Source organism: Terriglobia bacterium (assembly GCA_020072645.1).
Classification (GTDB): Bacteria; Acidobacteriota; Terriglobia; order Terriglobales; family Acidobacteriaceae; genus Angelobacter.
On sequence record JAIQGK010000017.1, the window covers coordinates 141,711 to 167,054 of the forward strand.

The following is a 25,344-nucleotide window of genomic DNA, read 5'->3' on the forward strand; positions in this document are numbered from 1 at the left end:
TGAGTATGATTTCAGCGAAAGGGAGGGGAAGGGGATATGTCGAGAAGCAATCACACCGAGGCGCAGATGATCGGGGCGCTGAAACAACTGGAAGCGGGGCGTAAGGCGGAAGACGTGGCGCGAGAAGTGGGCGTGTCAAAGCACACCATCTACGCCTGGAAAGCGAAGTACGGGGGGATGGACGTGAGCCAGGCGCAGGAAGCAAAGCAACTGCGTGACGAGAACACGAAGCTGCGGAAGCTGGTGGCCGATCTGAGTCTGGACAAAGAAGCGTTGCAGTCGGTGATAAGAAAAAACGGCTCTCGCAGCGCACGGATGAGCCGTTGCGGACGCGGCTGGTAGATCTGGCGCGAGAGAAGCCGCGCTTCGGGTATCGGCGGTTGCAGGTGTTGCTGCAGCGAAGTGGGGATCATGTGAATCACAAACGTTTGCATCGGGTGTATCGCGAGGCCGGACTGGCGATCCGGCGGAAGAAGCGGAAACACTGCGCGCGAGTGGGAAAGCCGCTGGTGGCGCGGACTTCGGCGAACCAGGAGTGGGCGCTGGACTTTCTGCACGATGCGGTGGATTGCGGGCGGGCGATCCGGGTGCTGAGCGTGGTGGATGCTTACACGAGGGAATGTTTAGCGTTGGAAGTGGATACGAGCTTTGCCAGCCGGAGAGTGACGCGAGTGCTGGATGCGATCGTGGCCGAGCGCGGACAGCCCTTGGCGATCCGTTGCGACAACGGACCGGAACTGACCAGCCGGCATTTTCTGGCGTGGTGCGTGGAACGGGGGATCGAGTTAGTGCACATACAACCGGGAAAGCCGGCGCAGAATGGACGGGTGGAAAGCTTCAATGGACGGCTGCGGGAAGAGTGTCTGAACCTAAGTTGGTTCCAGAACTTATTCGAGGCGCGGCGCAAGGTCGCGGCGTGGCGGACCGAGTACAACGAGGAGCGACCGCACAGCAGCTTGGGGTACAAAACCCCGAAAGAGTTTGCCGCGCAGGCCGCGAGCTTCTACACAGCCGAGCGAGAGGCAAGGGATTCAAACGCCATCCCTTGCCCCTCGCGCTCCCCCATCCCGGCTGAAATAGGGGATAGGGCGGCTGTAAGTTGTCGTATTCTCACGTGAACGAAAGCTGGGGGCAGGTCAAGACCCTCGGGGCTAACCTTCGAAAAGCGGCTGTAGCCTGCATTGAAAGAAGGTTTCGAACAGGTTCACAACCAGCGGGCTCGCGTTCAGAAAGAAATGATCGCGGTCTGTATTGGTTCGCAACCAGTTTCCAATCGTCGTCTCCTCGACGACTGAAATGCCCAATTTGTCCCAGCACGCCTTGCCTGCTATGATCGATTTTCCCAGGTTGCTGTTGCAACTTCGTGGAAGATAGTGCTGCGACTCAAATCTGGCCGCACTCTGCGGGCCTGCCTTTCCAACCTTCAGAACAACTGTCCCGTCATTGGTTAACGAGAATACATAAATTGCGTGGTTGCCTTTCGGAAGTTTGGCAGTCTGATGGGGAGCCCGAAGCAGCTCGTGTCGAATATCCCGTTCGTCAATGGGCACTCCAGCCAGCGTAGCAACACGGCTGAAGTCCGCGATCAGTTGTCCTACGTCGGCGAGCATAAAGTAAGATTATGCCTGTTCGCGTAGCAGAAATCCGCAAATCTGTGCAGTTCGAGATTAGGCGATCCGAGCAGCCTATTGCAGAATCTTGGTTATGACTGAGAACGAAGCGAAAGAGATTGCAGAGTTGTTGAACACGCGGAATCAACTCGTCAGAAAATACACCGCTCATGACGTGATGGAGAAAGCGGAGAACTACGAGTATGAGAGTCGCGATAACAGAGTTGTGGCCTGCGTTGAAAGAGAGAAGTTGCAGTGGTACCAGTGGGAAATTCGCCACCTCTCAGTTTCGCCAAAATGCGAAGGGAAGGGGCTAGCCTCGATCGTGTACAAGCGCGCAGAAAGCACTGCACGCGCAGGCGGTGCTGCCATTCTCCAATGTACGATTCGACAAGGGAACGAAAGGAGCGAAGCCTTTTTTACAAGACATGGGTTTTCGAAAATAGGCAGTTTCGTCTATCAGCTGACCGGGAATACCGTTGGCATCTGGCAAAAGATCCTGCGTCCGGTGCCTGAGTAGCCGCGAAAAGCTTGCGGCGGGGGTGAGGGCATTTCCTTCAAAATTGACTCCCTAGCTACAGCCCAGAGGATCACCTTGGGTTGCAATTGAGGGTTTACATTACGCCGAAACTGGCGTGGTTGAGCAAGAATTAGACGGTTGAAGCACCACTCAAATGATTGAGTAGCAACGAAATTGGTTTCCTTCCCTCAAGTTCGGGACCAGGGGGTCGGAGGTTCAAATCCTCTCTCCCCGACCAATTCTTTTCAATCGCTTACAATTCATTTCTGGTTCGCCGTCTTCAGCGGTGTAGGCGAATTTGTAGCTGCCAAACTCAGAGATCAACGAGAAGGATTTTGACGTGGGCGTTTGCTCCTATCTGCTCGTATCAAAGAGGGGAATGGTCACTTCCTGCTGTTGAGGGGACGTCGGAGGAATAGGAAGATCTTGTAGCCGTTTCTGAAGACGTCAGTGTCGAACGCCCACTTCTCTTTGCCCTCGTTCAGCACTGAAAGCTCTCGTTCGACGACCCTACCAACCGAGTCGATTCATTCGCTCGGAAGATTTCCGCCGCCTTGCACGTGTTGTTCATTTCCACTGCTGAGAAATACAGCCTCCTGAAAGCGGGTGAGATGATGGTGTAGTGAATCCGGTAATCATCATTTCCACGGGATGGATTTGACTATGCCGAGGTTGCACGACGCCTGCGGGCGCCGCTTGCCATGACGGGGTTGAGAGTCTGAGAGTCGAGCTCACCATAGGCGCAGCTGATTTCTCGCCGCGCCCGGAATGACAATCACTAGTGTGGTGTCTCACAAATACCTTTACAAAGGTTTGGCCGATACTTGCTTGCCCAAAAGATTGTTCCGCGCAGCCGAGGGCGGCTGCGATCCACAATGATTTTGTTTATTGCATGTATTGTCGAGTTATTTCAGAGACACTACACAAGCTGGAGCAGAAGCAACTACCGTGGGCCGATCTCAGACGGAAAACCGTGGATCACCTTCGACGACTTTGGTATCCAGCTTCGGTGTCTCGCCCTTACGCCATAGGGGTGAACGGAACTTGACTCGATAGTTGAGAGGGCCGCCGTCGGGTTGATCGTGTCGATTGACGGGGCGTTCGATGCATACAAATTCAGTCTCCAGGTCATTGTTGCTGACGCGGACCACTGCATATCCGTGCCCGCCCGTATCGACAAAAGAAAGATGGGGAGACATTTGCGGATTGGATTGTTCCCTGGCCTTGTTGATGTCGCCGGACTTGACGTATTCCAGACAAGACCGCACGCCATGCCGCAGAAGCATGTTGATCATAGGCTGGGGGGCCTGATCCTGGGGCCCTTGTCCAACCCAAAGGGGGCGAAGCGGTTCGTCCTTTGGGAAGCGATATTGATTGGCTTCCCATCCTCCCGGGGCTGAAATGGAGCCGGTGACAAAAGCCAGGCCTACCGGTTCAAACTTCTTAGGTGGCAGGGACTTGGCAGAAAGGCCGGCCCAAAAGGAATGAAGGTCGCCTGCCACGGTGGCAAAGCCCGTAATGCCATGATCCCGGACGAAATCATAAATCTCGCCTCTTTCCAGGAAGGCAGTCGAAACATCGCCGGCCAACGTGAGCGCGTAGCCCTCTCCCGGCCACTTTTTGGCTGCCAGTCCCTCGGGCAGGTTCTGGGGATCAACCCGCTCCTCCAAGGTTCCGGTAGTGCTTCCCCAGATTTTCCACGTTGCCTTCGAGTTCTTGAGCTGTTCCAGGAACCAGGCTTTTTGCTCCGCGCCCAAGATGCTTTGCGGAGGCTCGTCTTTGCGGAAATTGGGAATTTCCTTGTCTCCAAAGCGTATGTTTTGGGGAGGTTTTCCGTTGTTGTAGCCGCGGCCGCCATCCAGGATCTCGATCACTTCCTGGGCCGTGAAAAGGCTGAAGTCTTTGTCGTCGAGGCCGTCCGTCTCGTGACGAGCGAATGGGTCTTCTGTTCGATAGCTGCGCTCGTCAGTAATGATCAGGTCAAGATTGCGGCCCCACCGCAAACTGCGATAGCCCCTCAAGCTTCCGATTGCAGCGAGGTTGTTCGGTTCCTGGCCCAGGCCGTGCTCGTCAAACTTTGTGATCGGAGCATCGACTACTTTGGGTGGACCGAAGGTGGCCAGCGAAGGGCCGCTGGACTTGATCATCCGCGCTGGCTGATACTCGAAGAACGCCTGCATGGCTGCCACTTTTCGCGTCTGGGCCGGAAAAGTCTTCGATCCAAACTTTTGGAAACTCTGCCATCCCTGCCAGCTGAACTCGTGGTTGTCCCACATGGGCACAAACGGAAAATGTGCACGCGCGTCTTGCAGCTCAGGGTCGTGCAGATACGCCTTATAGATGGCACGATAATCCTCCACCGTGGTGGGGATGTGAAAGTCCGATACTTTTTCGCCGTGCGGATAACGGACGATGTCCCGCACTTGACGGGCGTAGTATGTCTTGCGGTCTTCGGGGTACCAGACCAGCTCGTAGATGAAGTCGCCAAGATGCAGGACAAAACCGAGTTTCTCCGCCTCAGGAGCGCGGTCGTCCTCATAAATCATTCTTCGGTAGGCGTTTTGCGCACCGAGGTTTGCATTTTGACAGCTTACAAACGCAAAACGAACTGGCCGCGGATCATGATCGTCCGGCGCAGTGCGGGTGCGGCCGATGCGACTGCCATTTCCATCACTGTCAGTGAAGCGATACCAGTAGAACCGAGCAGGCTTTAGCCCTCCCACCAGGACCCGGCAGGTCCAATCGGCCTCCGCTGAGATTGGGACGCTCTGCGTCGCCACTACCCGGTGAAAATCCTGGTCTTCCGCCACCTCCAGCATCAGGTGCGATGGTTGTGGTCGGCCCTCGGGTGACCTGCGCGTCCACAACAGGACGCTATTGCTGTTTGGATCTCCCGACGCGACTCCCTCAGGAAAGAGGTCGCGCCGTTCATGCCATGACAGGGTTGATGCCGTTGCGAAGTGCTTTGCCCAGACACCCGAAGCACTGACAAGCATGGCGGTTTTCAAAAATTGTCGTCTCGTAACAGGAGCCATCTGCAAAGACCTCAATTATCTCTTTGAAGTAAAAGAGTGGTTTTTCACTTTGGCGCCGGCGCGGCGCATGCCTCAAGGAGGTGAAAAGCCCGCACCTGCTTCTTCTCTGACGGACTTCAAATGAATTGGTTATCGAGATGTCGGGGCATGTTTCCAGTTCGACAGGGCCATCATTTCGGCGCTTCACTGAACCCACGCCCGCTCAGGGCCATTGGCGCGGTAATAAGCCGCTCTCGACGAGCGGCATGAACAGGGCGGCCCGGCGGGCACATTCGAGAAGATTCGTTCCTATCCTCAATGCTCAGGGTTGTTCGCCTGCGTGGAAGACAGGCGGCAAAAATGAGTTGATGCCGATTCTGCCGTGCCATCCGTCTCCTGGCGCTGCATTCTCCTGCCGGTCTTGCCCGCGCCGCTTGTCCTCTCAAATAAGTGCGCTTCGCACGGAGGTATTGGCACCCGGCTAGAGGGGGCGTTAGTACCCGGGTACTCCTTAAGACGGAGGTATTGACACCCGGATAGAGGGGACCTTAGCACCCGTGTACCGTTGTTTACCCCCGGCAATCTGCCCAATACTCGGTGAAGTCGGAAACGACTGTCTAAGGGCTGCGTGGGAGTACAGAGATGAAAAATAGAGCGCATTTCGCGATTATGAGTGCTCTGGTTGTGGCGTTATCGTTTGGGACTCTCTCGGCATTACAGGCTGCGCCGGTGCAGGGAGACAAAAGCGTTGAACGGAAAGACACCAAAAAGACGGAGCAGAAAGCCGCCGCTGCCACTCCTGACCAGCGGCAGATGAGAGACCTCGACGAGCAGGTTCAGCAGACCAAATCAGACGTCCTCAGCATTGCGGCGGAGCTGAACCAACTGGAGGAAAAACTGCTATACCCGTCAGGGACACAGGTTGCAATCTTCGTCGCATTGGCCAAGGGCGACGAGCTGCGCCTTGATGCCGTGCGGCTCCAGATCGACGGTCAGCTGGTTGCGCATTACATCTATAGCGCCAAGGAACTTGAGGCACTGCGCAAGGGTGGCGTGCAACGGATCTACGTCGGCAACGTAGCCACGGGGGACCACAAGCTTAATGTGCTTGTTGACGGCAAGCTTAAGAGCGGCGGCGATTTCAACCGCACGGACCACTTCACGTTCCATAAGGAAGTTAAGCCAAAGCTGGTGGAACTGACAGTGGCTGGACCGGACGCCGGCAGCACTCCGATCACGCTTGGGGAGTTGTAATCGATGCGAGCGACTCGCCGCATAATAGGACTCAGTCTCATCCTGGCCATGGCTGCCGGCTCCGCCTCGGCTGGAGACCAGAAGCCGGATGGGAACGAGAAGCAGTCTGCGAAGGATAAGACGTCTGCGAGCGCGAAAGACGATCTCTTTTTCGACGAAGCGTTTTATCACGCCTACCAGGGCCAGTTTTTCGAAGCAATCCAGCGGCTCGACACTGAACTCGAACAGTACCATCGGCTGGACGAGCCCGGACTCGATACTCTTCACCGCAACATCGGCGAGGCCGAATTCTCGGTGGGCGATTTTGAGCTCGACTACCGCATGCACTACAAAGCTGGGCGGGCCATCAAGAGGGTGCTTGAAGGCGCCGTGGATGAAGCCGTACGAAACGAAGCCGCTTTCAGGCTCGCCCGCATTCACTTCCAGAAAGACCAGCTTGACGATGCATTGCAGGCGCTCGGACGGATCCAGGGCACTGTCCCCCCAAAGATAAAGAACGATGTTGAGTTTCTGCGGGCGAACATCTATATGGCGACAGGCAAGCCGAACGACGCCATTGAAGTGCTCAACCATCTGCAGAACGATCCGAGCCTGGCCGGGTTTGTCGCGTACAACCTCGGAATCGCTCAATTACAGGCCGGTAAACAACAAGAAGCGGTGGAGCAACTGAACAAGGCCGGACAGCTTTCGGCAAATGATCCCGCCGGCCTCGCGATCCGAGACAAGGCCAACCTGGTTCTTGGTTCCATCCTTTTCGAATCGGGCAACTTTGAGCGGTCTAAACAGGCACTCGACCGCGTCAGGCTCGATGGACCATTCTCAAACGAAGCTCTGCTGCGGGCCGGCTGGGCCGACACTTCGTCCAAGCAGTTTGACCGTGCGCTGGTCCCCTGGAATATTTTGGCGGACCGTGAGCCGACGGATGTCGCGGTTCAGGAAGCCCTGCTTGCCGTGCCGCATACATATGCCGACCTGAAGCTATATGGTCGCGCTGCGCTCACTTATGGTCGCGCGCTCGAGACATACAGTGGCCAAATCGAAAAGATTGACGCATCCATCAATAGCATCAAGGAAGGGCTGTTTCTCAAAGCTCTGATCCGCGAGGAAAGCCGCGAGGACCAAACCTGGGTCATCCGTTTGCGCGGCCTTCCCGGTGCGCCGGAAACTTACTACCTGATGGCGCTCATGGCGTCTCACGACTTCCAGACCGCGTTGCACAACTACCTCGATCTTGAGGACCTGCGGTCGAAGCTCACGGGCTATCAAACCAGCCTTGAGGCGTTCGACGATATCATCCGGCTGCGTAAACAAAACTACGAGCCGCTGCTGCCGGAGATAGACGCCAAGTTTCGAGAACTGGATTCGCGGATGCGCGTGCGGCTCCAGCAGCGCAAAGAATTTGATGATCGCTTGCACGCCATGCTGATCGCGCCGCGCCCGGATTTTCTGGCAACCCCGGACGAGCGGACCGCCAGCGAGCGCATCGCAGTCATTGAAAAACAGATCGGCAACTCTGACAGTCCCGAAGCACTCGCGCTTCGCCAGCGCCTGGCACGCCTGCGTGGTGTGCTCACTTGGCGCGTGGAAACCGAGTACCCCAAGCGGCTGACTGCGGCATTTGACCACCTCAACGAATTAAATACCCAGGTCGATGTTCTCAACCAGCAGCACGAAGCGTTTGTCAGAACGAGGCAGGCGGCGACGCACAGTTACGTCGGATACGACGCGCAGATTGCGCAGCTCCGTAAACGCGTTGGCAGCGCATTAAAGAATGTCGATCTCTTGATGGCCCGGCAGGGAGAGATGATTGAGAACGTCGCCATCAACCAGCTTGAGGCCCGCCGTGACCGCCTGGTGGCCCAGCAGATTCAAGCCCGCTTCGGCGTTGCCGATAGCTACGACAGAGCTTCGCGTGCCCAGTCTGGCGGAGGAGGACGATGATGCTTCGCCGCGCCATTCCGATCGTGGTTGTGTCGGCTTTCCTCGGCGGCTGCGCCGCGCATCACAAACCGGTCAACACGCAGGGGACGCTGGCAGACCTGCAAAAAGTGGCTCCGGACGTGAAGGACGCGGACACGAAAGAAAGCGTCGATCAAGCCATGCAGCAGTACCGGAAATTTCTCGAGGAGTCACCGGAGACCCCGATGACGCCCGAGGCGATCCGTCGTCTCGCGGACCTGGAACTGGAGAAGGAGTACGGCATACACACAGGCGAGGGCAAGCCAAAGCCGAAAGCGATGCCGGCTCCAGAGTCCGCCAAGGCTCCTGCCAACAAACCAACTGGCACGCCCAATAAGGCTGGCGCGGTTGCGAAAGCGGGCCGTGGGGAATCCGATCAGGAATTTGAGAAGCGCACAACTGCGGCGAGCAAGATTCCGACAAGCGGCGACACCGCCGCCACGCCGACGGAAGTACCCGGCTCTGACGCAGCTCCTAAAGGTCCCCTCGAGGCAATCGCTCTCTACAAAAAGCTGCTCAAGGAGTACCCCCAATATAAGGATAGCGACCAGGTCCTCTATCAGATGGCGCGAGCATATGACGAACTCGGCCGCACAGAAGAGGCCATGGAAACCATGGAGCGCGCGATCAAGGCCAATCCGAACTCCGTGCATTTCGATGAAGTGCAGTTCCGGCGGGGTGAGTACTTCTTTACGCGCAGAAAATTTCGCGATGCTGAGAACGCCTATTCAGCGATCACCAACCTAGGCGCCCGTTCCTCATACTACGAACTCGCTCTTTATAAGCTCGGCTGGACGTTCTACAAGCAGGACTTATACGAAGAGGCCGTGCAGAATTACATGGCGCTGCTCGATTACAAGGTTTCGACCGGCTACAACTTCGATGAGAAGCATGAGAAAGAGGACGAACGCCGCGTCGCCGATACCTTCCGGGCAGTCAGCCTGAGCTTCAGCAACCTTGGAGGGCCGGATGCGGTCCAGCAGTACTTTACCAGCACCAAGAGCCGGTCCTATGAAGACCGCGTTTACAGCAATCTTGGCGAGTACTACCTGGTGAAACTGCGCTACGATGACGCGGCCAAGACATACAATGCTTTCATAACGCTCCATCCTTTCCACCCTGCTGCCCCACGTTTCAGCATGCGAGTTGTGGAAACTTTTACCAAGGGCGGATTCCCCAAGCTGGTTCTGGAGTCAAAGCGGGACTTTGCGTCCAAGTATGGACTGCAGGCGGAATACTGGAAGCACAACAAGCCGGAAGAGTTGCCGGAAGCGATCGCTTACCTGAAGGCGGACCTGAAGGACCTGGCGACGCATTACCACGCTGAGTATCAGGGCTCGCAGGAAGCGAACGAGAAGCTGGCGAATTATCACGAGGCTCTCCGTTGGTACGGCGACTATCTCAATTCCTTCCCGAAGGACGCCGAGTCGCCAACAATCAACTACCGAATGGCTGACCTTCTCTTTGAGAACAAGGACTTCGGCGAGGCGGCCAAACAGTATGAGCGCACGGCCTATGGATACCCGGTAAACGCTCAGTCGCCAGCTGCGGGTTACGCCGCAGTTTACGCATATCGCGAACAGCTGAAGGTCGTACCCAAGGAGAATCTGGAAACCGTTAAGCACGATACGATCGCAAGCTCGATCAAATTCGCTGACACGTTTCCGACCCACGCACAGGCCGCAGCGGTCCTGGGAGCGGCTGCCGATGACCAATATGAGATGAAGGACTTCCGTGCCGCTGTCACCTCCGCCCAACGTGTTATCGATAAATATCCGGGCGCGGAGATGCGCATCAGACGCTCTGCATGGATTGTGGTTGCGCACGGCTCGTTCGAATTAGCCGAGTACCCGCAGGCCGAAAAAGGTTACACGCAGGTGCTGGCGGTCACGCCGGAGAGCGATGAGTCACACGCCAAATTCGTAGACAACCTGGCAGCTTCCATCTACAAGCAGGGTGAAATTGCCAGAGACGCCAAGGACTATCGCGCTGCCGCCGATCACTTCCTGAGGATTCGCACGGCAGCGCCTACTTCCACAATCCGCGCAACGGCCGAGTACGACGCAGGCGGCGCACTGATTGAGCTGAAGGACTGGAAAGCCGCCGCGGGCGTGCTCGAATCTTTCCGCAGCACTTATCCCAAGCACAAAATGGCGGGCGAGGCCACCAGGCTAATTGCACGCGCCTACCGGGAGAGCGGCGAGTTGTCACACGCCGCCAGCGAGTATGAGCGGCTGGCGTCGGAGTCCACAGATGAGGCAGTGCGCAGGGAGTCGCTGCTCGTGGCAGGAGATCTCTACCAGCAGTCCAATGCAAGTGACAAGGCGCTGGCTGCATATCAGCACTACGTTGCGGATTTCCCAAAGCCGCTCGAAGCAGCCGTCGAGACCCGCTTCAAGATCGCCGAAATATACAAAGCGGCGCACAACGACCCTAGTTATCAGAAAGAGTTGACGGAAATCGTAAGTGTTGATGCGGCGGCAGGACCGGAAAGGACCGGTCGCACGCGGACCATCGCGGGCCGATCGGCGCTGGTTCTGGCTGAGCAGATCTATCAGGCTTGCGTGGCCGTAAAGCTGCGGCAACCGTTTGAGACCAGCCTGAAAGAGAAACGGACACGCATGGATGCCACGATCAAGGCCATGACGGGGCTGGTGGATTATCAGATCGCCGACGTGACGGCAGCCGCCACCTTTTACATGGCCGAGACGTATTTCGATTTCAGCCGTGCATTGAAGGAATCGGAGCGCCCCGCCGATATGAAAGCCGCGGACCTGGAAAAGTTTGAGGCGGACCTCGACGAGGCAGCGTATCCGTTCGAGGATAAAGCCATCAAGGTACACGAGAAAAACATGGAATCACTGCACGCCGGCGTCTTCAACACATGGACTGAGAAGAGTCTCAGCAGGCTCGCCGAGATGGTGCCGGGCCGCTACGCGAAAAGCGAAATGAGCAGCGGCTTTATAGTCGCCATTGACCATTACGTGTACCAGTCGCCGTTAGCGCAGGCCGCGATCCAGGCCGCGGCAGCGAGCAATGCTGCCACAACGCCAACCACCGGTGGCACAGCGCCGGCCAATGGCAGCACGACACCGAGCAATGCAGTCCCGACGCCGAATAACGCGAGCACGACACCGAACAATACCAACACGGCGCCAAGCAACGGCGGAACGACGCCGAGCAATCCGGAGCAGACGACGCAACCGGCACCGGGAGCCGGCACAACGCCGAGCAAGCCGGACGCAACGCACCCGGCACCGATGGCGGCAAACCAAGGGGTAGTGAACCAAGGAGCGGTGAAAAATGCCAATCCGCAATAAGACCCGATCACTCAAAGTGCTTTGCCGCGTGATACCGTGGCTGGCCTTACTCTTCGCGCTGGGCTGCGTACCGGATTCTGAACGCGCGGTGACCGCTAAGTCGGCGAAGACCAATCTGCCGCCACCACCACCACCACCGCCCGCCGCGCTTCCGGACTTCGTGAGGGATGCAAATGGGGTCACGATTACGCAGGATGCACCGGTCCCAGTCGAGGTACGCGCCGAATACGACGAAGCGTTGCGCATGCTCGAGGCGGCACAATACGATCGCGCCATCCCTTTGCTGGTCAAGGTGACCGAACAGTCTCCCAAATCAACAGCAGCGCACATCAACCTTGGCATTGCATATGCCCGCACCGGAGACCTGGACCACGCCGAAGCCAGCCTGAGCAAGGCGTTGGAACTGAATCCACACCACCTCGCCGCTTACAACGAGCTTGGCCTGGTGCAACGGCGCAAGGGAGAGTTTGCAAAGGCACGCGCCAGTTATGAGGCGGCGCTGGCGCAGTTCCCTGACTTCCACTATGCGCACAGGAACCTGGCCATACTATGCGACCTATATCTCGGGGATTACGCGTGCGCGCTGGAGCATTACCAGGCATACAGCCGGCTTGCTCCGGATGACAAGGACGTCATCAAATGGATTGCCGACCTTCGCAAACGCGCGGGCAAAAAGGAGAAGTCATGAAGGGATATTTGCTGCTTGTGTTGCTGGTGGCGACGGGTGTCGCCCAGACCGACAAAACGCCGGATAAAAAGGCGGGAGCAGAGCCCGCTGCCGCAAAGAAGCACGTAAAGGTTGAAGTAGTGAAGGCACAAAAAGCAGCGCCGGCAAAAACGAAATCAGCCGAAGCAGGCACGGCGGAAGCGCAGGCAGAGACGAAAAAGCAACCGGGACAGGCTGAAGTGGCGCAGGCAAAGACGGACGCAGGACCGGAGGAAGAACCGCAGGCACAGACGGACCAAGATCCGAAGCTGACTTCCGTCCCTGGAAGCAAAGCGCTGGGCATGTCCATTCTGGGCAATCAGGAAGCGCCCACGTCGCTGGTCATCGTTCCCTGGAAGAGCTCGGAAGTTGGCCGCGCGACCGGCATCTCACCGATGCTCGACGACTCCAGGCAGCCCGTAGACAAGGAAGTATTCATGCGGGAGTTGCGCTATTACGAGATAAGGTCGGAAAAGAAGCAGTGAGCCGAGCGGTTTGCGCTTTGCTGAAGTGGATTTTTGAAAGCAATCGATGGGCTAGAGCGTTCTGAGTTGCTGTATCCGCTGCATACTTCGCGGTTAGCCATCTATCTATCTCACCCCTGAGGCTTGATGATCGGTTGTCCTGAAGAGCAGCGGAGCAGATCCTTCGCCTCGCGTCTGGAAGATGGTAAAGGAGCAGAGCATCGTGCTCGGCTCAGGATAGCGTGTTCATAGGGATAAAGATTGGTGATCCGGGATACAACGATCCTAGACCGCTTTAGTCGCAGGGCGTTGCGTGGAAGCGTGCCTTGCATTCAAAGGTGAGATTCTCCATGGCGGATCCATCCATGGCCACCATCCCGATCCGTGAATCTGTCCATAAAAAATCTTAGAGAATCCTTAAAGCCTTGTTCCTGTTGCCAAATCCGAGCAGCTCTTACTTCTGAAACGTCCATTGGACATGAAAACCTCTGTTCCTGCTGTCATTCCCTGTCTACATGATGCATTGATGTTTACCAATATGATTGGCACTTCGCAATAAAAGACCCTCAAGCTGCCGCATCCTGCGCGCTCTTTGATTGAAAGTTACCTTTGGCCATTTGCAGATTCGTAAACAGCAGCCCATCCATTGCCCAGCTGGACGAAGCTAGAGATACCCATTGGAACCTTCCTGCTAACTTGACGGAGGTATTGGCACCCCTAGAGAGAGGACCTTAGAACCCGTGTACTGTTGTTGCCGGGAGCAGTCTGCTCAATACTCTTCAGAAGTCAGAGAGCAGTGTCCAGGGATTTGCGTAGGGAAGTAGGGAGATGAAATGCGGCGGATTCATTCGGTTGTAATCGCTTTGGCTCTGACAGAGCCGCTAATCATCTCAAAGTTTGAAAACGCGTCCGGCACTAGAGGTGCCCGACGAGTTGAGGCGACCAACTGACAAGGAATCATTCATACGGATGCTGAGTCATTACGAAATCAGGTTGCAAAACGGTGTACCCCAGTGGTGCGCCAACCAAAATGAATGCGATGCAGCCCGCGGCTGCGGCGCATAGGAGAATGCAATGACCTTTACTGAGCTGCTGAAAAACGTCGGCCTATTCGGCGCCGGCGTGATGTGTTGCCTTGCGTTGCTGTCCATCTTTTCGGTGGCAGTAATGGTTGATAAGTACCGCCGCTTCCGCGCGGCCGCCAGCGAAACGCAGGCTTTCAAGCCCTTGCTGGCGAAGTTCACCCACGGGGGAGAGGTCCAGGAACTGATCGAAGCCGTGCAGCAGCATCAGAAGTCCCACGTGGCGCAGGTGGTCGCGGCGGGCATCCTCGAGTATGACGGTGTGCGCGAAGCAGGAGGCGATCCATCCGCTTCACTCGACCAGGTCACGAACGTAGTAAGAGACACAATGTCGGAGACTCTGGTCGAATTAAAAAAGGGTCTCGGCTTCCTGGCTACGATCGGCTCCACGGCTCCGTTCGTCGGCCTCTTCGGTACCGTAGCTGGAATCATCAACGCTTTTCGGAACATCGCGGCCACTGGGTCCGGCGGTATGTCTGTAGTTTCGGGCGGCATCGCCGAAGCGCTGGTCACCACGGCGCTGGGCATCTTCGTCGCGATCCCGGCCGTCGCTGCGTTCAACTACTTTACGGGCAGGATTGAAAATTTTCACATCGAGATGAATCGGGCTTCAACCCAACTGGTGAACCGCCTCTTCAAAGCGCCGCAGATCGATCGGGTCGCCAAGGCGTCAGTGGGTTCGGGGGACAACTCGTATGCGGCTCGGTGAAAGCTCCAAAATGAACGCGTCCATCAACGTCACGCCGCTCGTTGACGTGGTGCTGGTGCTGCTGATCATCTTCATGGTGATGGCGCCGCAGATGCGGAAAGGGCCTGAGGTCCACTTGCCGAAAACGGAGAAGCCGACTCAGCAGGGCGACGAGAGAGGCCGGATTCTGGTCTCCATCGATGAAGCCGGCGGGTTGTGGGTTAACGATAAGCAGGTTGCGGCCGCGCAGTTCGGTGACGCTCTCCGTGCTGCAGTAGCCGCTGAAACGGATCCCAGGGTCGTGATCCGCGGCGACGCAAAGCTCAACTTCCGCCAGGTCAGAGAGGCCATGCAGGCGGTTGAGCAGGCCGGCTTCCGAGGCGTGGGATTGATCGCCAAGGGCCGCAACACAGGGACGCAAGGAGACTGAAGTTATGGAGTTCAACAGAGGCGATTCGGGATCGAGTCTGCAGTCCGAAATTAACATTACGCCGCTGGTCGACGTAGTGCTGGTGCTGCTGATCATCTTCATGGTCGTGGTTCCGCTACTGATGCAGGGCTATGACGTGAACATTCCCAAGACTTCGAACAACGCCGCGCCCGCGCAGTCGCAGGAATCGCGACTGATCCTGGTTATCCCTGCTTCGACCTGCGGCATCCTCAAGCCTTCGGCAACAGAGGGGGTTCCGGCGGATTGTCGCGTGATGCTGGGCGATCAAAAGATTGCTGCAACCGAGTTGCCCGCGCGCGTGGGAGACATCCTGGGCAGTCGTCCCCCGGATAAGCGCGTGCTGTTTCTGGCTGCCGACGACCGCTTGAACTACGAGGGAGTTCTGCGCATCCTCGATCTCGCGAAGTCGGGCGTGGACGATTTGAAGGTCGAATTTATTACGGCCAATTGAGGTGGCTGCTTTGGACACAACCATGGAAATCGGCAGGTTCAGAGAATCCGGGGCTCCATCCGCCCGCAGCATGGTGGAGAGCATTGTTGTCCATGTTATTTTGCTGGCCTTGCTGATGCTCATAGGGGCATCATTCCTGGCTCGCAGCGGCGCGCCCCGTACGAAAAAAGAGCTCGACATCGTCTTCTATCATCCAGCGGCGGTCCCAGCCACGCCGACTGCGGTCCCGCCTCCGCCAAAAGCGACAGGGGCAGCGAACGCTAAGGCCTCTGAGGCTCCAAAAGGGCCTGGCAAACCTGAACTCCCGGCAGGTCCGGCAAAAGGATTTTCCGCAGAGGCGACGCCGCCTGAGCCAAACATTGGCAGGGCTGGAATTCTGGCATTCAAAGAGCAGTTCGCGAGCCTGGCGCAGGACCAGAACGCGCCGCGTCTAGGAAACGATGCGCGTTACGCTGCCGCCGACGAAACGGGCCAGGCATCATCTCACTCTTTGTTGACGACCAATACGCCGGGATCAAGTGGCGGCATTGATGCTGGATCGCTGAGCCGCAATGTAGGTGGTGGTGGCGGCAGAGGCGGTGGCGGTGGCGGCATGGGCGGACCTGGTCTGCAGGTGGCCCGCGCGAAAAGTTCGATCGCCGGGATTGGCGGCGGCGACGGCCGACCCAAGGCCCACAGCGGCCCGGGTGCTTCCCGCACCGACGAAGAAATACAAATCGTGTTCGATCGTTACAAGTCTGCTTTCTACCGGGATTACAACCGGACGCTGCGCATCAATCCTACATTGCAAGGCAAGATGGTACTGCGCCTGACGATTGAGCCGGACGGTTCCGTGTCAATGTGCCAGCTGCAATCGACTGACATGGATGCGCCGGATCTCGTTACTCAGGTAGTGAACCGCGTCAAGACAATCAATTTCGGCGCGAAGGATGGCGTACAGGCCGTGACAATCTCGTACCCGATAGATTTCCTGCCGGCGACGTGAGCCGGCGACCGTGGCCCGAAGGGCACGGATGGCCAGGAGGTTTTAGAGAAAGCTGCAAGTTTGATCAGTTGACCCTCGCGACACAATTTTGACAAAGGCAAAACCATCGAAAGATGGCGACGCAAAGTCACCGGTCTAACGGGCGCAAGCCCCAGGACGGCGGGACCGCCGAAATTCAGTCCACAGCGTGACTGCCTCGGTCCCGAAAAACACTTTAGTGAGAGTGGAACGAGGGCATAGATGACTTCCCCGAACACGAGCAACGCGAGGCGGCACGGCAACTGGATCACAATCCTGCCCGACAAGCTGCGCCTCAGGCTCCACTTCTACTTACTTGTTTTCGGCATCATCATTCTGCTGATGGGATCGAACTCTGCGTTTGCCCAGACGCAGACGTGCGCCATTATCAACGGCGGCGATGCCGGTGGTGGACTGGGTGTCAGTCCCACCTATCTCGCGAATCAAGACGGACGCGCCAATGAGGGCTGCACCATCTTGATCACGCTCAACGCTGACGGATCTATCACAACAACTTTCCCCAATCCTTCCCCGTCTTACGATCAAGGCCTTGACGACAACCTGATTGGTGTCGTGAATAACACCAGTAAAGTCATCACCGCCTTGGAGCTCACCAGCGCAACAGTCCCTATTTTTGGTCTCGAGGACGATGGAGTTTGTGGCCTTCCGGGATGGACTTTCAGCGCTCTTGGGCCGAACCCCAATTGCGCAATCGCAACGGACCCGCACCTTTATGGTCCCGCGGGAATTAACTACACAATATTCAACGCGAACAGTGGGATCGTCAATTTCGGCAACGGTGGCATTGCACCAAACAGTAACGCGTTTTTCAGCCTTGAGGGAGGGCAGCTTACTAAGATCGTCGCAGTAGTTATCCCAGGGCTGGAAATTACCAAGCAAGTCAGCGTGGTGGGTGGCGGCCCTGCGCTGCCGGGCGGGCAGCTTGACTATCTGGTGCACGTGACCAACCCCACGAACAATCCCCCGAACTTCCAGGCCTCCACGGTCGTAATCACCGACGATATCAGCAGCGCGGGTGCAGGTAATCTCACGTTCGTTAATCCACCAGCGCCAACCATGAACGGCTCCGCGGCCGGTGTGACGGTCGTGGGCTCGCTGCTGACCGCGAACTACTCTGCTGTGAACGGGCCGTTGCAGCCCGGACAATCGATCGACATACGCTTCCGGGTGCAGATTGCTGCGGGAATTCCCGCCGGCACGATCCTCACGAACACTGCGCTCGTAACCTGGAACACCCCTACAGAGACGTCGAGCGCGAGCGTCTCGATTGCTATTGGAGAACCCTCCACGCCTACCCTTGTAGTGACAAAAACGGGACCGGCGGCGATGAGCATCGCGCAGTTAGGGCAGTTTGGTCTTGACATCCAGAATACCGGCGTGAGCGACGCCTGGAACGCCACAATCCTTGATCGGCTCCCCAAAAGCAGCCCCACCGGTGGCATGTGTTCCTCAACACCACAGATACTTAGCGCGCAGGTTTTCCAGGCGAACGGGATCACGCCGGTTCCGGGCAAGGGGCCTCTGGTTCCGGGCACTGACTTTTCGATCAACTTTATCGGCGCGCCCACCTGCGAACTCACGCTAACCATGCTCACGTCGGCCGCCACGATCGGCCAGAATCAGCGTTTGATCATCAATTACCAGACCCGGCTCGACGCGAACAGTCAAATTGGCGCTACACTCACCAACGTTGCTGGGGCCATCCAGTGGTTCGACGCCGACCCCGGCATCCCCACCCGCCAAAGCTTCACGCGCACACTCACCGATGGCACGCCAGGCGTCCTCGATTTCCAGGATGCGCACACCGTCACGGTAGTGGCCGCAGCGCTGGCAATTACCAAACAAGTCAACGTGGTAGGCGGCGGCGCTGCGCAGCCCGGCGGACAACTTGACTACCTGGTACACGTGACGAATGCCTCGACGAACCCGGCCACCCCGGTCGTAATCAGCGACGATATCAGCAGCGCGGGTGCAGGTCGCCTCACTTTCGTGAACCCAGCAGCAACGATGAACGGCTCTACGGCGGGTGTCAGCATTGTGGGCTCGGTGTTAACCGCGAACTACTCTACTGTGAACGGGCCGTTGCAGCCCGGACAATCCATCGACGTGCGCTTCCGGGTGCAGATTGCTGCGGGAATTCCCGCCGGCACGACGCTGACGAACACCGCGGTCGTAACGTGGAACACCCCTCCACAGACGGCGAGCGCCAGCGTCTCGGTCGCTATCGGAGGAGTTCCCGGTGTCGGTACTTTGAACGGCACAGCTTGGCTTGACGCCAACTTCAACAAGCTAGCCGAGGTGGACGAGCCGCGTCTGCAGGGCTGGACGGTCGCGCTGTTTCGTAATGGAGTCCAGGTGCAGTCCGTTCTCACGGACGTCAACGGCAATTATCGCTTTGGCGGCGTGCCGCCGACCGACGGCACTCCAGACCATTACGAGGTGCGGTTCACCTCGCCCGGCGCGGGCCCGAACACCGCCAAGCTCGGCAAAGCCGACTCAGTTTTTACCAACAGTCTGCAGCGGATCACCGATATCCTCGTGCCCGCCGGCAGCAACCTCCTGAATCTGAATCTGCCAATCGGGCCGAATGGTGTGGTCTACAACTCGTTGACGCGCACTCCGCTTGCGGGTGTGACAGTAAACATGCTGAGGGCGGGCTCGCCATTGCCAACAACTTGTTTCGATGACCCGGCGCAACAGGGCCAGATCACGCAAGCCAGCGGCTATTACCGTTTCGACCTCAACTTCACGGCCCCGGCCTGCTCCAGCGGTGGCAGCTACCTCATCAAGGTGAGCGCACCAGCGGCGAACTTCGTGGCCGGTGAGTCGCAGACCATCCCCGCGACTTCCGGCGCAGCGACCGCTGCGTTCTCTGTACCGGGCTGTCCGGGTAGTGTGCAGGATGCGCTTGCTGCCGTTCCGTTCTGCGAAGCACAGCAGTCGGAGTTCGCGCCGCCATCATCCGTGCCCCCGCGCAGCGCAGGGACTGCGTACTACCTGAATCTCACTCTGGATAACACGGCTGTGCCCGGCTCGAACGAGATCTACAACAATCATATTCCGGTCGACCCGCAGCTCGCGGGAGCATTCTCGATCACGAAGACGACGCCGTTGCTCAACGTTACACGCGGGCAGCTGGTCCCGTACACCATCACGGTCGGCAATCTGCTAGGCGCGTCCTTGCAAGGTGTGCAGATTGTGGATCGCTATCCAGCGGGCTTCCGCTACGTCCCAGGCTCTGCGCGCTTGGATGGTGTGCCAACAGAGCCCACGGTGGCCGCCGGCCAGCTCGTATGGAATGGCGTCAACTTCGGCAGCTCCGATCATCGCACGATCATGCTGTTGCTCGCAGTCGGCGCAGGTGTTGGCGAAGGCGAGTTCGTCAACCGCGCGCAGGTCATGCAAGGCACCACGGGCCAGCCGCTGTCCGGTGAGGCGACGGCAACGGTTCGCGTCGTCCCCGATCAGACGTTCGACTGCACTGACGTTTTTGGCAAGGTCTTCGATGACGTGAATCGAAACGGCTTCCAAGACCCCGGCGAGAGAGGCCTGCCGGGAGTACGGGTGGTGACGGCACAAGGTTTGGCAGCGACCACGGATCAGTACGGGCGATTCCACATCACTTGCGCAATCGTGCCGAACGAGATCCACGGCAGCAATTTCGTGCTGAAGCTCGACGACAGAACCTTGCCCAGCGGCTTCCGGATGTCCACTGACCTGATGCAGATCAAGCACGCCACGGCCGGCAAGGCCCTGAAATTTGATTTCGGCGCATCCATCTATCGCGTTGTGGCTATCGATCTATCGGATGCGGCCTTCGAGCCGGGTTCTACGGAAATCCGCACCCAGTGGAAGCCGCGCGTTGACGTGCTTCTCGCCGAATTGCGCAAAGCGCGGTCGGTGCTGCGCCTGTCCTATGTCGCGGATACAGAGGATGCGGGACTCGTCGAACGGCGCATGCAAGCGTTGAAGCGGCAGTTGACCGAAGCGTGGGATGGGGAGAAAGACCGCTATGTGCTGACCATTGAGCCTGAAGTCTTCTGGCGGCGCGGCGCCCCGCCCAAACGCTCCGATTTGCGTGTGCCGGGGAGTAGGTGAACGGTATGAACATACAACGCCATCTACTGCTGATTGTCGGATTCTTAATCGCGGCGGCCCCTGTGGGCATCGGCCAGGTCAATACGGCCAAGCCGGGCCAGCCCGTGGAACGGCAGCTCTCCAGCGACCAGACATTTAAGGAATGGGCGCATGACTCGAATCAGGCCGACAACATTAAGCGCATCAAGGTCTGCCGCGTGGAAGACGTCTGCAAGATGCGGTTCAAGGAAGGCCAGACGCCGCGGATGCGCGTGAAGAACCTCGTCGTGCCACTTCGCTATGAGGGCGAGAACGTTTCCATTTCCGACGCTTTTACCAAACAAGTCCAGCAGGCGCTTAACAACTTGCATGACAAGCAGGGCGTGACGATCCGGTTCATCGGTTACACAGACGACGCGCCGCTGACCGGCCGAGATGAGAGCGTTTATGGGAACCAATTGTCATTGTCAAAGGCAAGGGCGCAACGGGCCGCCTTGGCAATGCAAAAAATCCTGGGATTGCCTGCTTCGGCCATCGAAAGCGACGGCCGCGGAGCCACCCACCCGCTTGCTTCCAACGCAACCGTGCAGGGACGGACAATGAATCGTCGCATCGAAGTGGAATTCTGGTACGACGATCCTCTTCAGGAATTACCAGATGGGCCGCAGCTGTGCCCGGACGATACCGAGGAAACCGTAACCAGAGTTTACGATCCCGCCTGGGGCAGCATTCCGGATATCAAACTCGAAAACGGTCAGTTGGTCATTCCGCCAGACTACGCGGCGAATTTGCATCGCGCACTTGCAGACATCGCGGACCGCACCAATGCCCGGCTGCGCTTTATTGGTTACACCAAGAACGAGGTACTCGACCGCCGCACCGCGTCCGTATATGACGACGACATCGGCCTTTCCGCGGCGCGAGCCCGCCACGCCATGGACACGCTCATGAAAGATCCGCAATTGGCAGGCGCCAAGTCCGAACATGAGGGGCGCGGCTACGTCCAGTCCGATGACGTCGTGAACCTCGGATTCATTCAAGGCGAAGAGTCGTTCGTACGGGTGCAGGCCGTGTACGACGAGAAATTACCTTCAGACAATTACGAGGGCGTGGACATCACCCGCCAAACCAAAGAGCTTAGCCCGAAGAGCCCGTATGAGCTGAACGTGATGCACATTACGGTCGACGGCAAGCCGATCGATGATCTGGACCGCAGCTCTTCTGACGTCCAGCGCTGCACTGACGTTGCGCTCGACAACGCCAATATCCAATTTCACATGGACAATCTCCGGTCGCAGCGGCGGCTCGGCGTAGCGGCGGATCCAGTTTCCGTGGTCGTAAAGGAACCACTTAGCGAGCTTGATTCACCGGTCGTGCATTTCCGGATGTACAGCAACTATGCGGCCTTCCTTAAGCGCGCTGAAATCCGAATATTCGAGCAGCAGTCATTGCAAGCCGAGCCGCTCGCAATCATCCCGGTCGATGACGCGGGTCTTGCGGAATGGCATCCGGTGGAGGCCCTTCTCAAGGGCCCGGCACGCCAACTCAAGTACCTGCTTCGCGCATATGACGCGAAGGGCAATTTCGATGAAACCGATTCACGGCCGCTTTGGCTGTACCACGAGTCATCGGCTCAAAAATTCGCGATGTCCGACAAGCCGTCAACACAAGCGCTGTTGGCCGCCTACGGCGAGAACGATCTGGCACGCCAGCAGATTCCGCTCGGCAGCGGCACGGTGAAGGTGCAGGGCAGCGGCATACCGGCGGGCCACAAGGTTTGGGTAGCCGGCCGCGAGGTTCCGGTTGACCCGAAGGGCAACTTCATTGCGGAAGAAGTTCTTCCCAACGGCACACAAACTGTCCAAGTCGAGGTCCTTGACGACGCAGGCAACGGCTCGGTATATCTCCGCGATCTGGAGTTCAAGCAAAGAGACATGTTCTTCGTCGGTATTGCCGATATGACGATATCGAAGAACAGTGTTTCGGCGGCGGAAAAACTACAGCAGGGTGATAATCCTGCTCAGCCCGTCGATTCGTCGCTGGATGGCCGGCTGGCGTTTTACTTGAACGGCAAGGTTTCTCAGGGCTGGCATTTGACGGCCAGCGCGGATACGCGTGAAGGCCCGGTGAAAGACCTCTTCAGCAACTTCCTGGACAAGCAACCCGATTCGTTATTCCGACGCATCGATCCCAACTATTACTACCCATCGTTCGGCGACGACAGCACGGTGGAAGAAACTGCGCCGACTCTGGGCAAGTTCTTCGTCAAAGCGAGCCACGGCCTGGATTATGGGATGTGGGGCAATTTCAAAGTTGCTTATGTGAACAACGACCTAGCTCACGTGGATCGCGGCCTGTACGGAGCCGACGCGCACTTCGGATCCGGAGTAACCAGCTTCGGCGAGCGACGGATTATGGCTGACGGTTTCGCCGCCCAGCCGGGAACGTTGGCGAGCTATGAGCAATTCCTGGGAACAGGTGGATCGCTCTACTTCCTGCACCACCAGGATATCTTGACGGGTTCCGAGAGCGTGCGTATTGAAGTACGCGACAAGGCATCGAACATCGTCACAGGGGTAGTGAACCTGCGGCCCAACGTGGACTATGACATTGATTACATCCAAGGCCGGCTGCTGCTTTCTGAGCCGCTCGCGGCGACCGCTAACGACAACCTGCTGGTGCGCACCAGCGGCTTGAGCGGAGACCAGTCTTTTCTCGTGGTGCGCTATGAGTACACGCCCGGTCTGGACAAGCTGGACCAGGTCGCAGTCGGCGGTCAGGGCAGCTACTGGTTAAACAATTATATGAAGCTCGGTTTCACGGCCGACTCCAACGAGGGAGACGGCGCCAGCAATCTTGGCGCGGCAGACCTGACTTTGCGGAAAAGCGCCAACTCCTGGCTCAAGCTGCAGGGTGGCCGCACCACGGGACTTCTCTCCCCATCGCTCGTATCCAATGATGGCGGATTCGGATTCCAGGGCCCTGACGATACATCCTTTATTAACTCAAAGGCTGGAGCCTACCGCGCCGACGTGAGCGTCGGGCTCAATGACTTCATGAAGGGTCACGAAGGTCGTTTCCAGTTCTACACGCAGAGACTCGATGCAGGTTACTCTGCGCCGGGACAGACAACGATCAAAGACACGCAGCAATACGGTGGCATGTTCAAACTGCCGGTGTCCAGCCGCATGACCCTGATCGCCAAGGCCGATCAGAGGACCCAGGACCAGGGGCTCGACACGCGGGCGATGGAATTGGATCTGAGCTATAGGGTAACCAACAGATGGAGCTTCAGCGCTGGCGTGCGCGACGATATGCGTAAGGACAATTCGCCGATTGTGCCACTCACCCAGGAGCAGGGCGAGCGCACGGACACGGTCGCGCAGATAAAATACAGCCCGAGTGACACCTGGAGCGCTTACGTCTTCGGCCAGGACACGGTCGCGGCAAGCGGTGGCCGTCCAGACAACAGTCGCGCAGGCGTGGGCGGTTCCTATCGACTGACGAAACGTTTCCGGATCGATGGCGAGGCGTCTGACGGAGATCTTGGTCCCGGTGGAAAGATCGGCACCAGCTTTCTCTATTCTGAGCGGACAAGTCTTTACCTGAACTACTCGCTGGAAAACGAACGGACGGACAACGATCAACTGGTCCACAGCGGTAGTTGGGGCAGCCTGGTTTCGGGCGTCAAGACAAGACTGGGCGATAGCTCCAGCATCTACGTCGAGGAGCGTTACCAGACCGCCGCATCGCAGAGCGGACTTACGCATGCCACCGGAATCAACCTCGTGACCAAAGAGCGCTGGAATTTCGGCGGCAGCGGGGAGTTCGGCAACTTGTTCGACTCCCAGACCGGCGCGGAAACCAAACGCAAGGCGGCCGGAATCCACATGGGTTATGGCCTGGCTAAGATACAGTTCTCAAGCGCGGTCGAGTTTCGCCGGGACGACGCGCAACAGCCCGACCTGTCTCATGTCGTACAGACCGTGTTGCTTCTGCGTAACAACTTCAAATACCAGCTAACGCCGAGCTGGCGTCTGCTCGGCAAACTGGATCACTCAATCAGTAACAGCTCGCTCGGCGATTTTTATGCCGGTGGCTACACCGAGGGCGTCGTCGGCTACGCATACCGTCCGGTAAGGAACGACCGGCTGAATGCCCTGGTGAAGTACACATACTTCTATAACGTCCCAACCACAGATCAGTTTGGATTGCAGAACATCGCGACCGAGTTCCTTCAAAAGAGTCACATCGCAGCGCTCGATCTTACCTATGACCTCACTGCCAACTGGTCCGTGGGCGGCAAGTACGCGTACCGACTAGGTGAGGCGAGCCTGGACCGCGTGAGCCCGACTTTCTTCGACAATACGGCAAATCTCTCCGTCCTGCGGATGGACTACCGGTTCCTCAAACAATGGGACGGGCTGGCCGAGGTCCGACAGCTTGCACTCCCGGATATCAATCAACGCCGCCGCGGCGTCTTGACCGCGATCTACCATCACATCACCAAGAACCTCAAGGCCGGCGTCGGCTACAACTTCACCGACTTCTCCGACGAGCTGACCGACCTGAGGTACAACCACAGAGGCATATTCGTTAATCTGATCGGGACCAAGTAATGCTCGAAAATCTTTACAATGCACTTACCGATCCCAACTTTACCGGGCGGTATTGGGCGGGTACGCGTACCGCGTCAACTGCCAATGTTTGTTCACCGGGATCTC

The 25,344-nt window shown here is 57.7% G+C and carries 14 protein-coding genes, 1 pseudogene and 1 riboswitch; of the genes and pseudogenes, 13 read left to right on the forward strand and 2 right to left on the reverse strand.

Annotated features, from left to right (window positions below):
• Positions 1-36: 36 nt before the first annotated feature.
• Positions 37-986: pseudogene (locus tag LAO76_23075) on the forward strand (IS3 family transposase).
• Positions 987-1,151: 165 nt separating this feature from the next.
• Here the strand turns inward: LAO76_23075 and LAO76_23080 are convergent.
• Positions 1,152-1,610: a hypothetical protein gene (locus LAO76_23080; GenBank protein ID MBZ5493813.1), complete on the reverse strand. Its 459-nt coding sequence runs from the start codon at positions 1,608-1,610 to the stop codon at positions 1,152-1,154.
• A 94-nt stretch (positions 1,611-1,704) separates the two neighbouring features.
• Here LAO76_23080 and LAO76_23085 point away from each other — a divergent pair, with 94 nt between their 5' ends.
• On the forward strand, positions 1,705-2,130 hold the full coding sequence (locus LAO76_23085) for a GNAT family N-acetyltransferase (GenBank protein ID MBZ5493814.1): 426 nt from the start codon (positions 1,705-1,707) through the stop codon (positions 2,128-2,130).
• 959 nt (positions 2,131-3,089) lie between these two features.
• On the opposite strand, the gene LAO76_23090 is transcribed toward LAO76_23085, so the two are convergent.
• Positions 3,090-5,165 (reverse strand): alkaline phosphatase D family protein, encoded by a 2,076-nt coding sequence (locus LAO76_23090; GenBank protein MBZ5493815.1) that lies wholly within the window; start codon positions 5,163-5,165, stop codon positions 3,090-3,092.
• Positions 5,166-5,786: 621 nt separating this feature from the next.
• Between LAO76_23090 and LAO76_23095 the strand changes: the two genes are divergently transcribed.
• The 11 genes from LAO76_23095 to LAO76_23145 all read left to right on the forward strand — a co-directional run bounded on the left by LAO76_23095 (position 5,787) and on the right by LAO76_23145 (position 25,239).
• On the forward strand, positions 5,787-6,398 hold the full coding sequence (locus tag LAO76_23095; GenBank protein ID MBZ5493816.1) for a hypothetical protein: 612 nt from the start codon (positions 5,787-5,789) through the stop codon (positions 6,396-6,398).
• Between the two features lie 3 nt (positions 6,399-6,401).
• Positions 6,402-8,339 carry a tetratricopeptide repeat protein gene (locus LAO76_23100; GenBank protein MBZ5493817.1) on the forward strand — a complete coding sequence of 646 codons (1,938 nt, stop codon included), beginning with the start codon at positions 6,402-6,404 and terminating at the stop codon, positions 8,337-8,339.
• Entirely contained in the window at positions 8,336-11,677 is a 3,342-nt protein-coding gene (locus LAO76_23105) for a tetratricopeptide repeat protein (GenBank protein ID MBZ5493818.1), read from the forward strand. The genes LAO76_23100 and LAO76_23105 overlap by 4 nt, the downstream gene beginning before the upstream one ends.
• Complete coding sequence (locus tag LAO76_23110; protein ID MBZ5493819.1) at positions 11,661-12,365, forward strand: tetratricopeptide repeat protein; 705 nt, start codon at positions 11,661-11,663, stop codon at positions 12,363-12,365. Before LAO76_23105 ends, LAO76_23110 begins: the two co-directional genes overlap by 17 nt.
• Positions 12,362-12,868, forward strand: coding sequence for a hypothetical protein (locus LAO76_23115; GenBank protein ID MBZ5493820.1), 507 nt, complete (start codon positions 12,362-12,364; stop codon positions 12,866-12,868). The genes LAO76_23110 and LAO76_23115 overlap by 4 nt, the downstream gene beginning before the upstream one ends.
• 1,053 nt (positions 12,869-13,921) lie before the next feature.
• The gene (locus tag LAO76_23120) at positions 13,922-14,638 is read left to right on the forward strand and encodes a MotA/TolQ/ExbB proton channel family protein (GenBank protein ID MBZ5493821.1); all 717 of its coding nucleotides are present in this window, start codon (positions 13,922-13,924) and stop codon (positions 14,636-14,638) included.
• A 10-nt stretch (positions 14,639-14,648) separates the two neighbouring features.
• Positions 14,649-15,047 (forward strand): biopolymer transporter ExbD, encoded by a 399-nt coding sequence (locus LAO76_23125; protein MBZ5493822.1) that lies wholly within the window; start codon positions 14,649-14,651, stop codon positions 15,045-15,047.
• A gap of 4 nt (positions 15,048-15,051) precedes the next feature.
• Complete coding sequence (locus LAO76_23130; protein ID MBZ5493823.1) at positions 15,052-15,519, forward strand: biopolymer transporter ExbD; 468 nt, start codon at positions 15,052-15,054, stop codon at positions 15,517-15,519.
• 22 nt (positions 15,520-15,541) lie between these two features.
• Positions 15,542-16,504 (forward strand): AgmX/PglI C-terminal domain-containing protein, encoded by a 963-nt coding sequence (locus tag LAO76_23135; GenBank protein ID MBZ5493824.1) that lies wholly within the window; start codon positions 15,542-15,544, stop codon positions 16,502-16,504.
• Between the two features lie 86 nt (positions 16,505-16,590).
• Positions 16,591-16,677: riboswitch (cyclic di-GMP riboswitch) on the forward strand.
• A gap of 187 nt (positions 16,678-16,864) precedes the next feature.
• A complete protein-coding gene (locus tag LAO76_23140) occupies positions 16,865-20,641 on the forward strand; it encodes a DUF11 domain-containing protein (protein ID MBZ5493825.1) in 3,777 nt (1,258 codons plus the stop codon).
• Positions 20,642-20,646: 5 nt separating this feature from the next.
• On the forward strand, positions 20,647-25,239 hold the full coding sequence (locus tag LAO76_23145) for an OmpA family protein (protein ID MBZ5493826.1): 4,593 nt from the start codon (positions 20,647-20,649) through the stop codon (positions 25,237-25,239).
• The last annotated feature ends 105 nt before the right edge of the window (positions 25,240-25,344 follow it).

Excerpts from the sequence above, each read along its gene's own strand:
- LAO76_23080 (MBZ5493813.1), bottom strand. The coding sequence starts at position 1,610 with ATGCTCGCCGACGTAGGACAACTGATCGCGGACTTCAGCCGTGTTGCT.
- LAO76_23085 (MBZ5493814.1), top strand. The coding sequence starts at position 1,705 with ATGACTGAGAACGAAGCGAAAGAGATTGCAGAGTTGTTGAACACGCGG.
- LAO76_23090 (MBZ5493815.1), bottom strand. The coding sequence starts at position 5,165 with ATGGCTCCTGTTACGAGACGACAATTTTTGAAAACCGCCATGCTTGTC.
- LAO76_23095 (MBZ5493816.1), top strand. The coding sequence starts at position 5,787 with ATGAAAAATAGAGCGCATTTCGCGATTATGAGTGCTCTGGTTGTGGCG.
- LAO76_23100 (MBZ5493817.1), top strand. The coding sequence starts at position 6,402 with ATGCGAGCGACTCGCCGCATAATAGGACTCAGTCTCATCCTGGCCATG.
- LAO76_23105 (MBZ5493818.1), top strand. The coding sequence starts at position 8,336 with ATGATGCTTCGCCGCGCCATTCCGATCGTGGTTGTGTCGGCTTTCCTC.
- LAO76_23110 (MBZ5493819.1), top strand. The coding sequence starts at position 11,661 with ATGCCAATCCGCAATAAGACCCGATCACTCAAAGTGCTTTGCCGCGTG.
- LAO76_23115 (MBZ5493820.1), top strand. The coding sequence starts at position 12,362 with ATGAAGGGATATTTGCTGCTTGTGTTGCTGGTGGCGACGGGTGTCGCC.
- LAO76_23120 (MBZ5493821.1), top strand. The coding sequence starts at position 13,922 with ATGACCTTTACTGAGCTGCTGAAAAACGTCGGCCTATTCGGCGCCGGC.
- LAO76_23125 (MBZ5493822.1), top strand. The coding sequence starts at position 14,649 with ATGAACGCGTCCATCAACGTCACGCCGCTCGTTGACGTGGTGCTGGTG.
- LAO76_23130 (MBZ5493823.1), top strand. The coding sequence starts at position 15,052 with ATGGAGTTCAACAGAGGCGATTCGGGATCGAGTCTGCAGTCCGAAATT.
- LAO76_23135 (MBZ5493824.1), top strand. The coding sequence starts at position 15,542 with ATGGAAATCGGCAGGTTCAGAGAATCCGGGGCTCCATCCGCCCGCAGC.
- LAO76_23140 (MBZ5493825.1), top strand. The coding sequence starts at position 16,865 with ATGGGATCGAACTCTGCGTTTGCCCAGACGCAGACGTGCGCCATTATC.
- LAO76_23145 (MBZ5493826.1), top strand. The coding sequence starts at position 20,647 with ATGAACATACAACGCCATCTACTGCTGATTGTCGGATTCTTAATCGCG.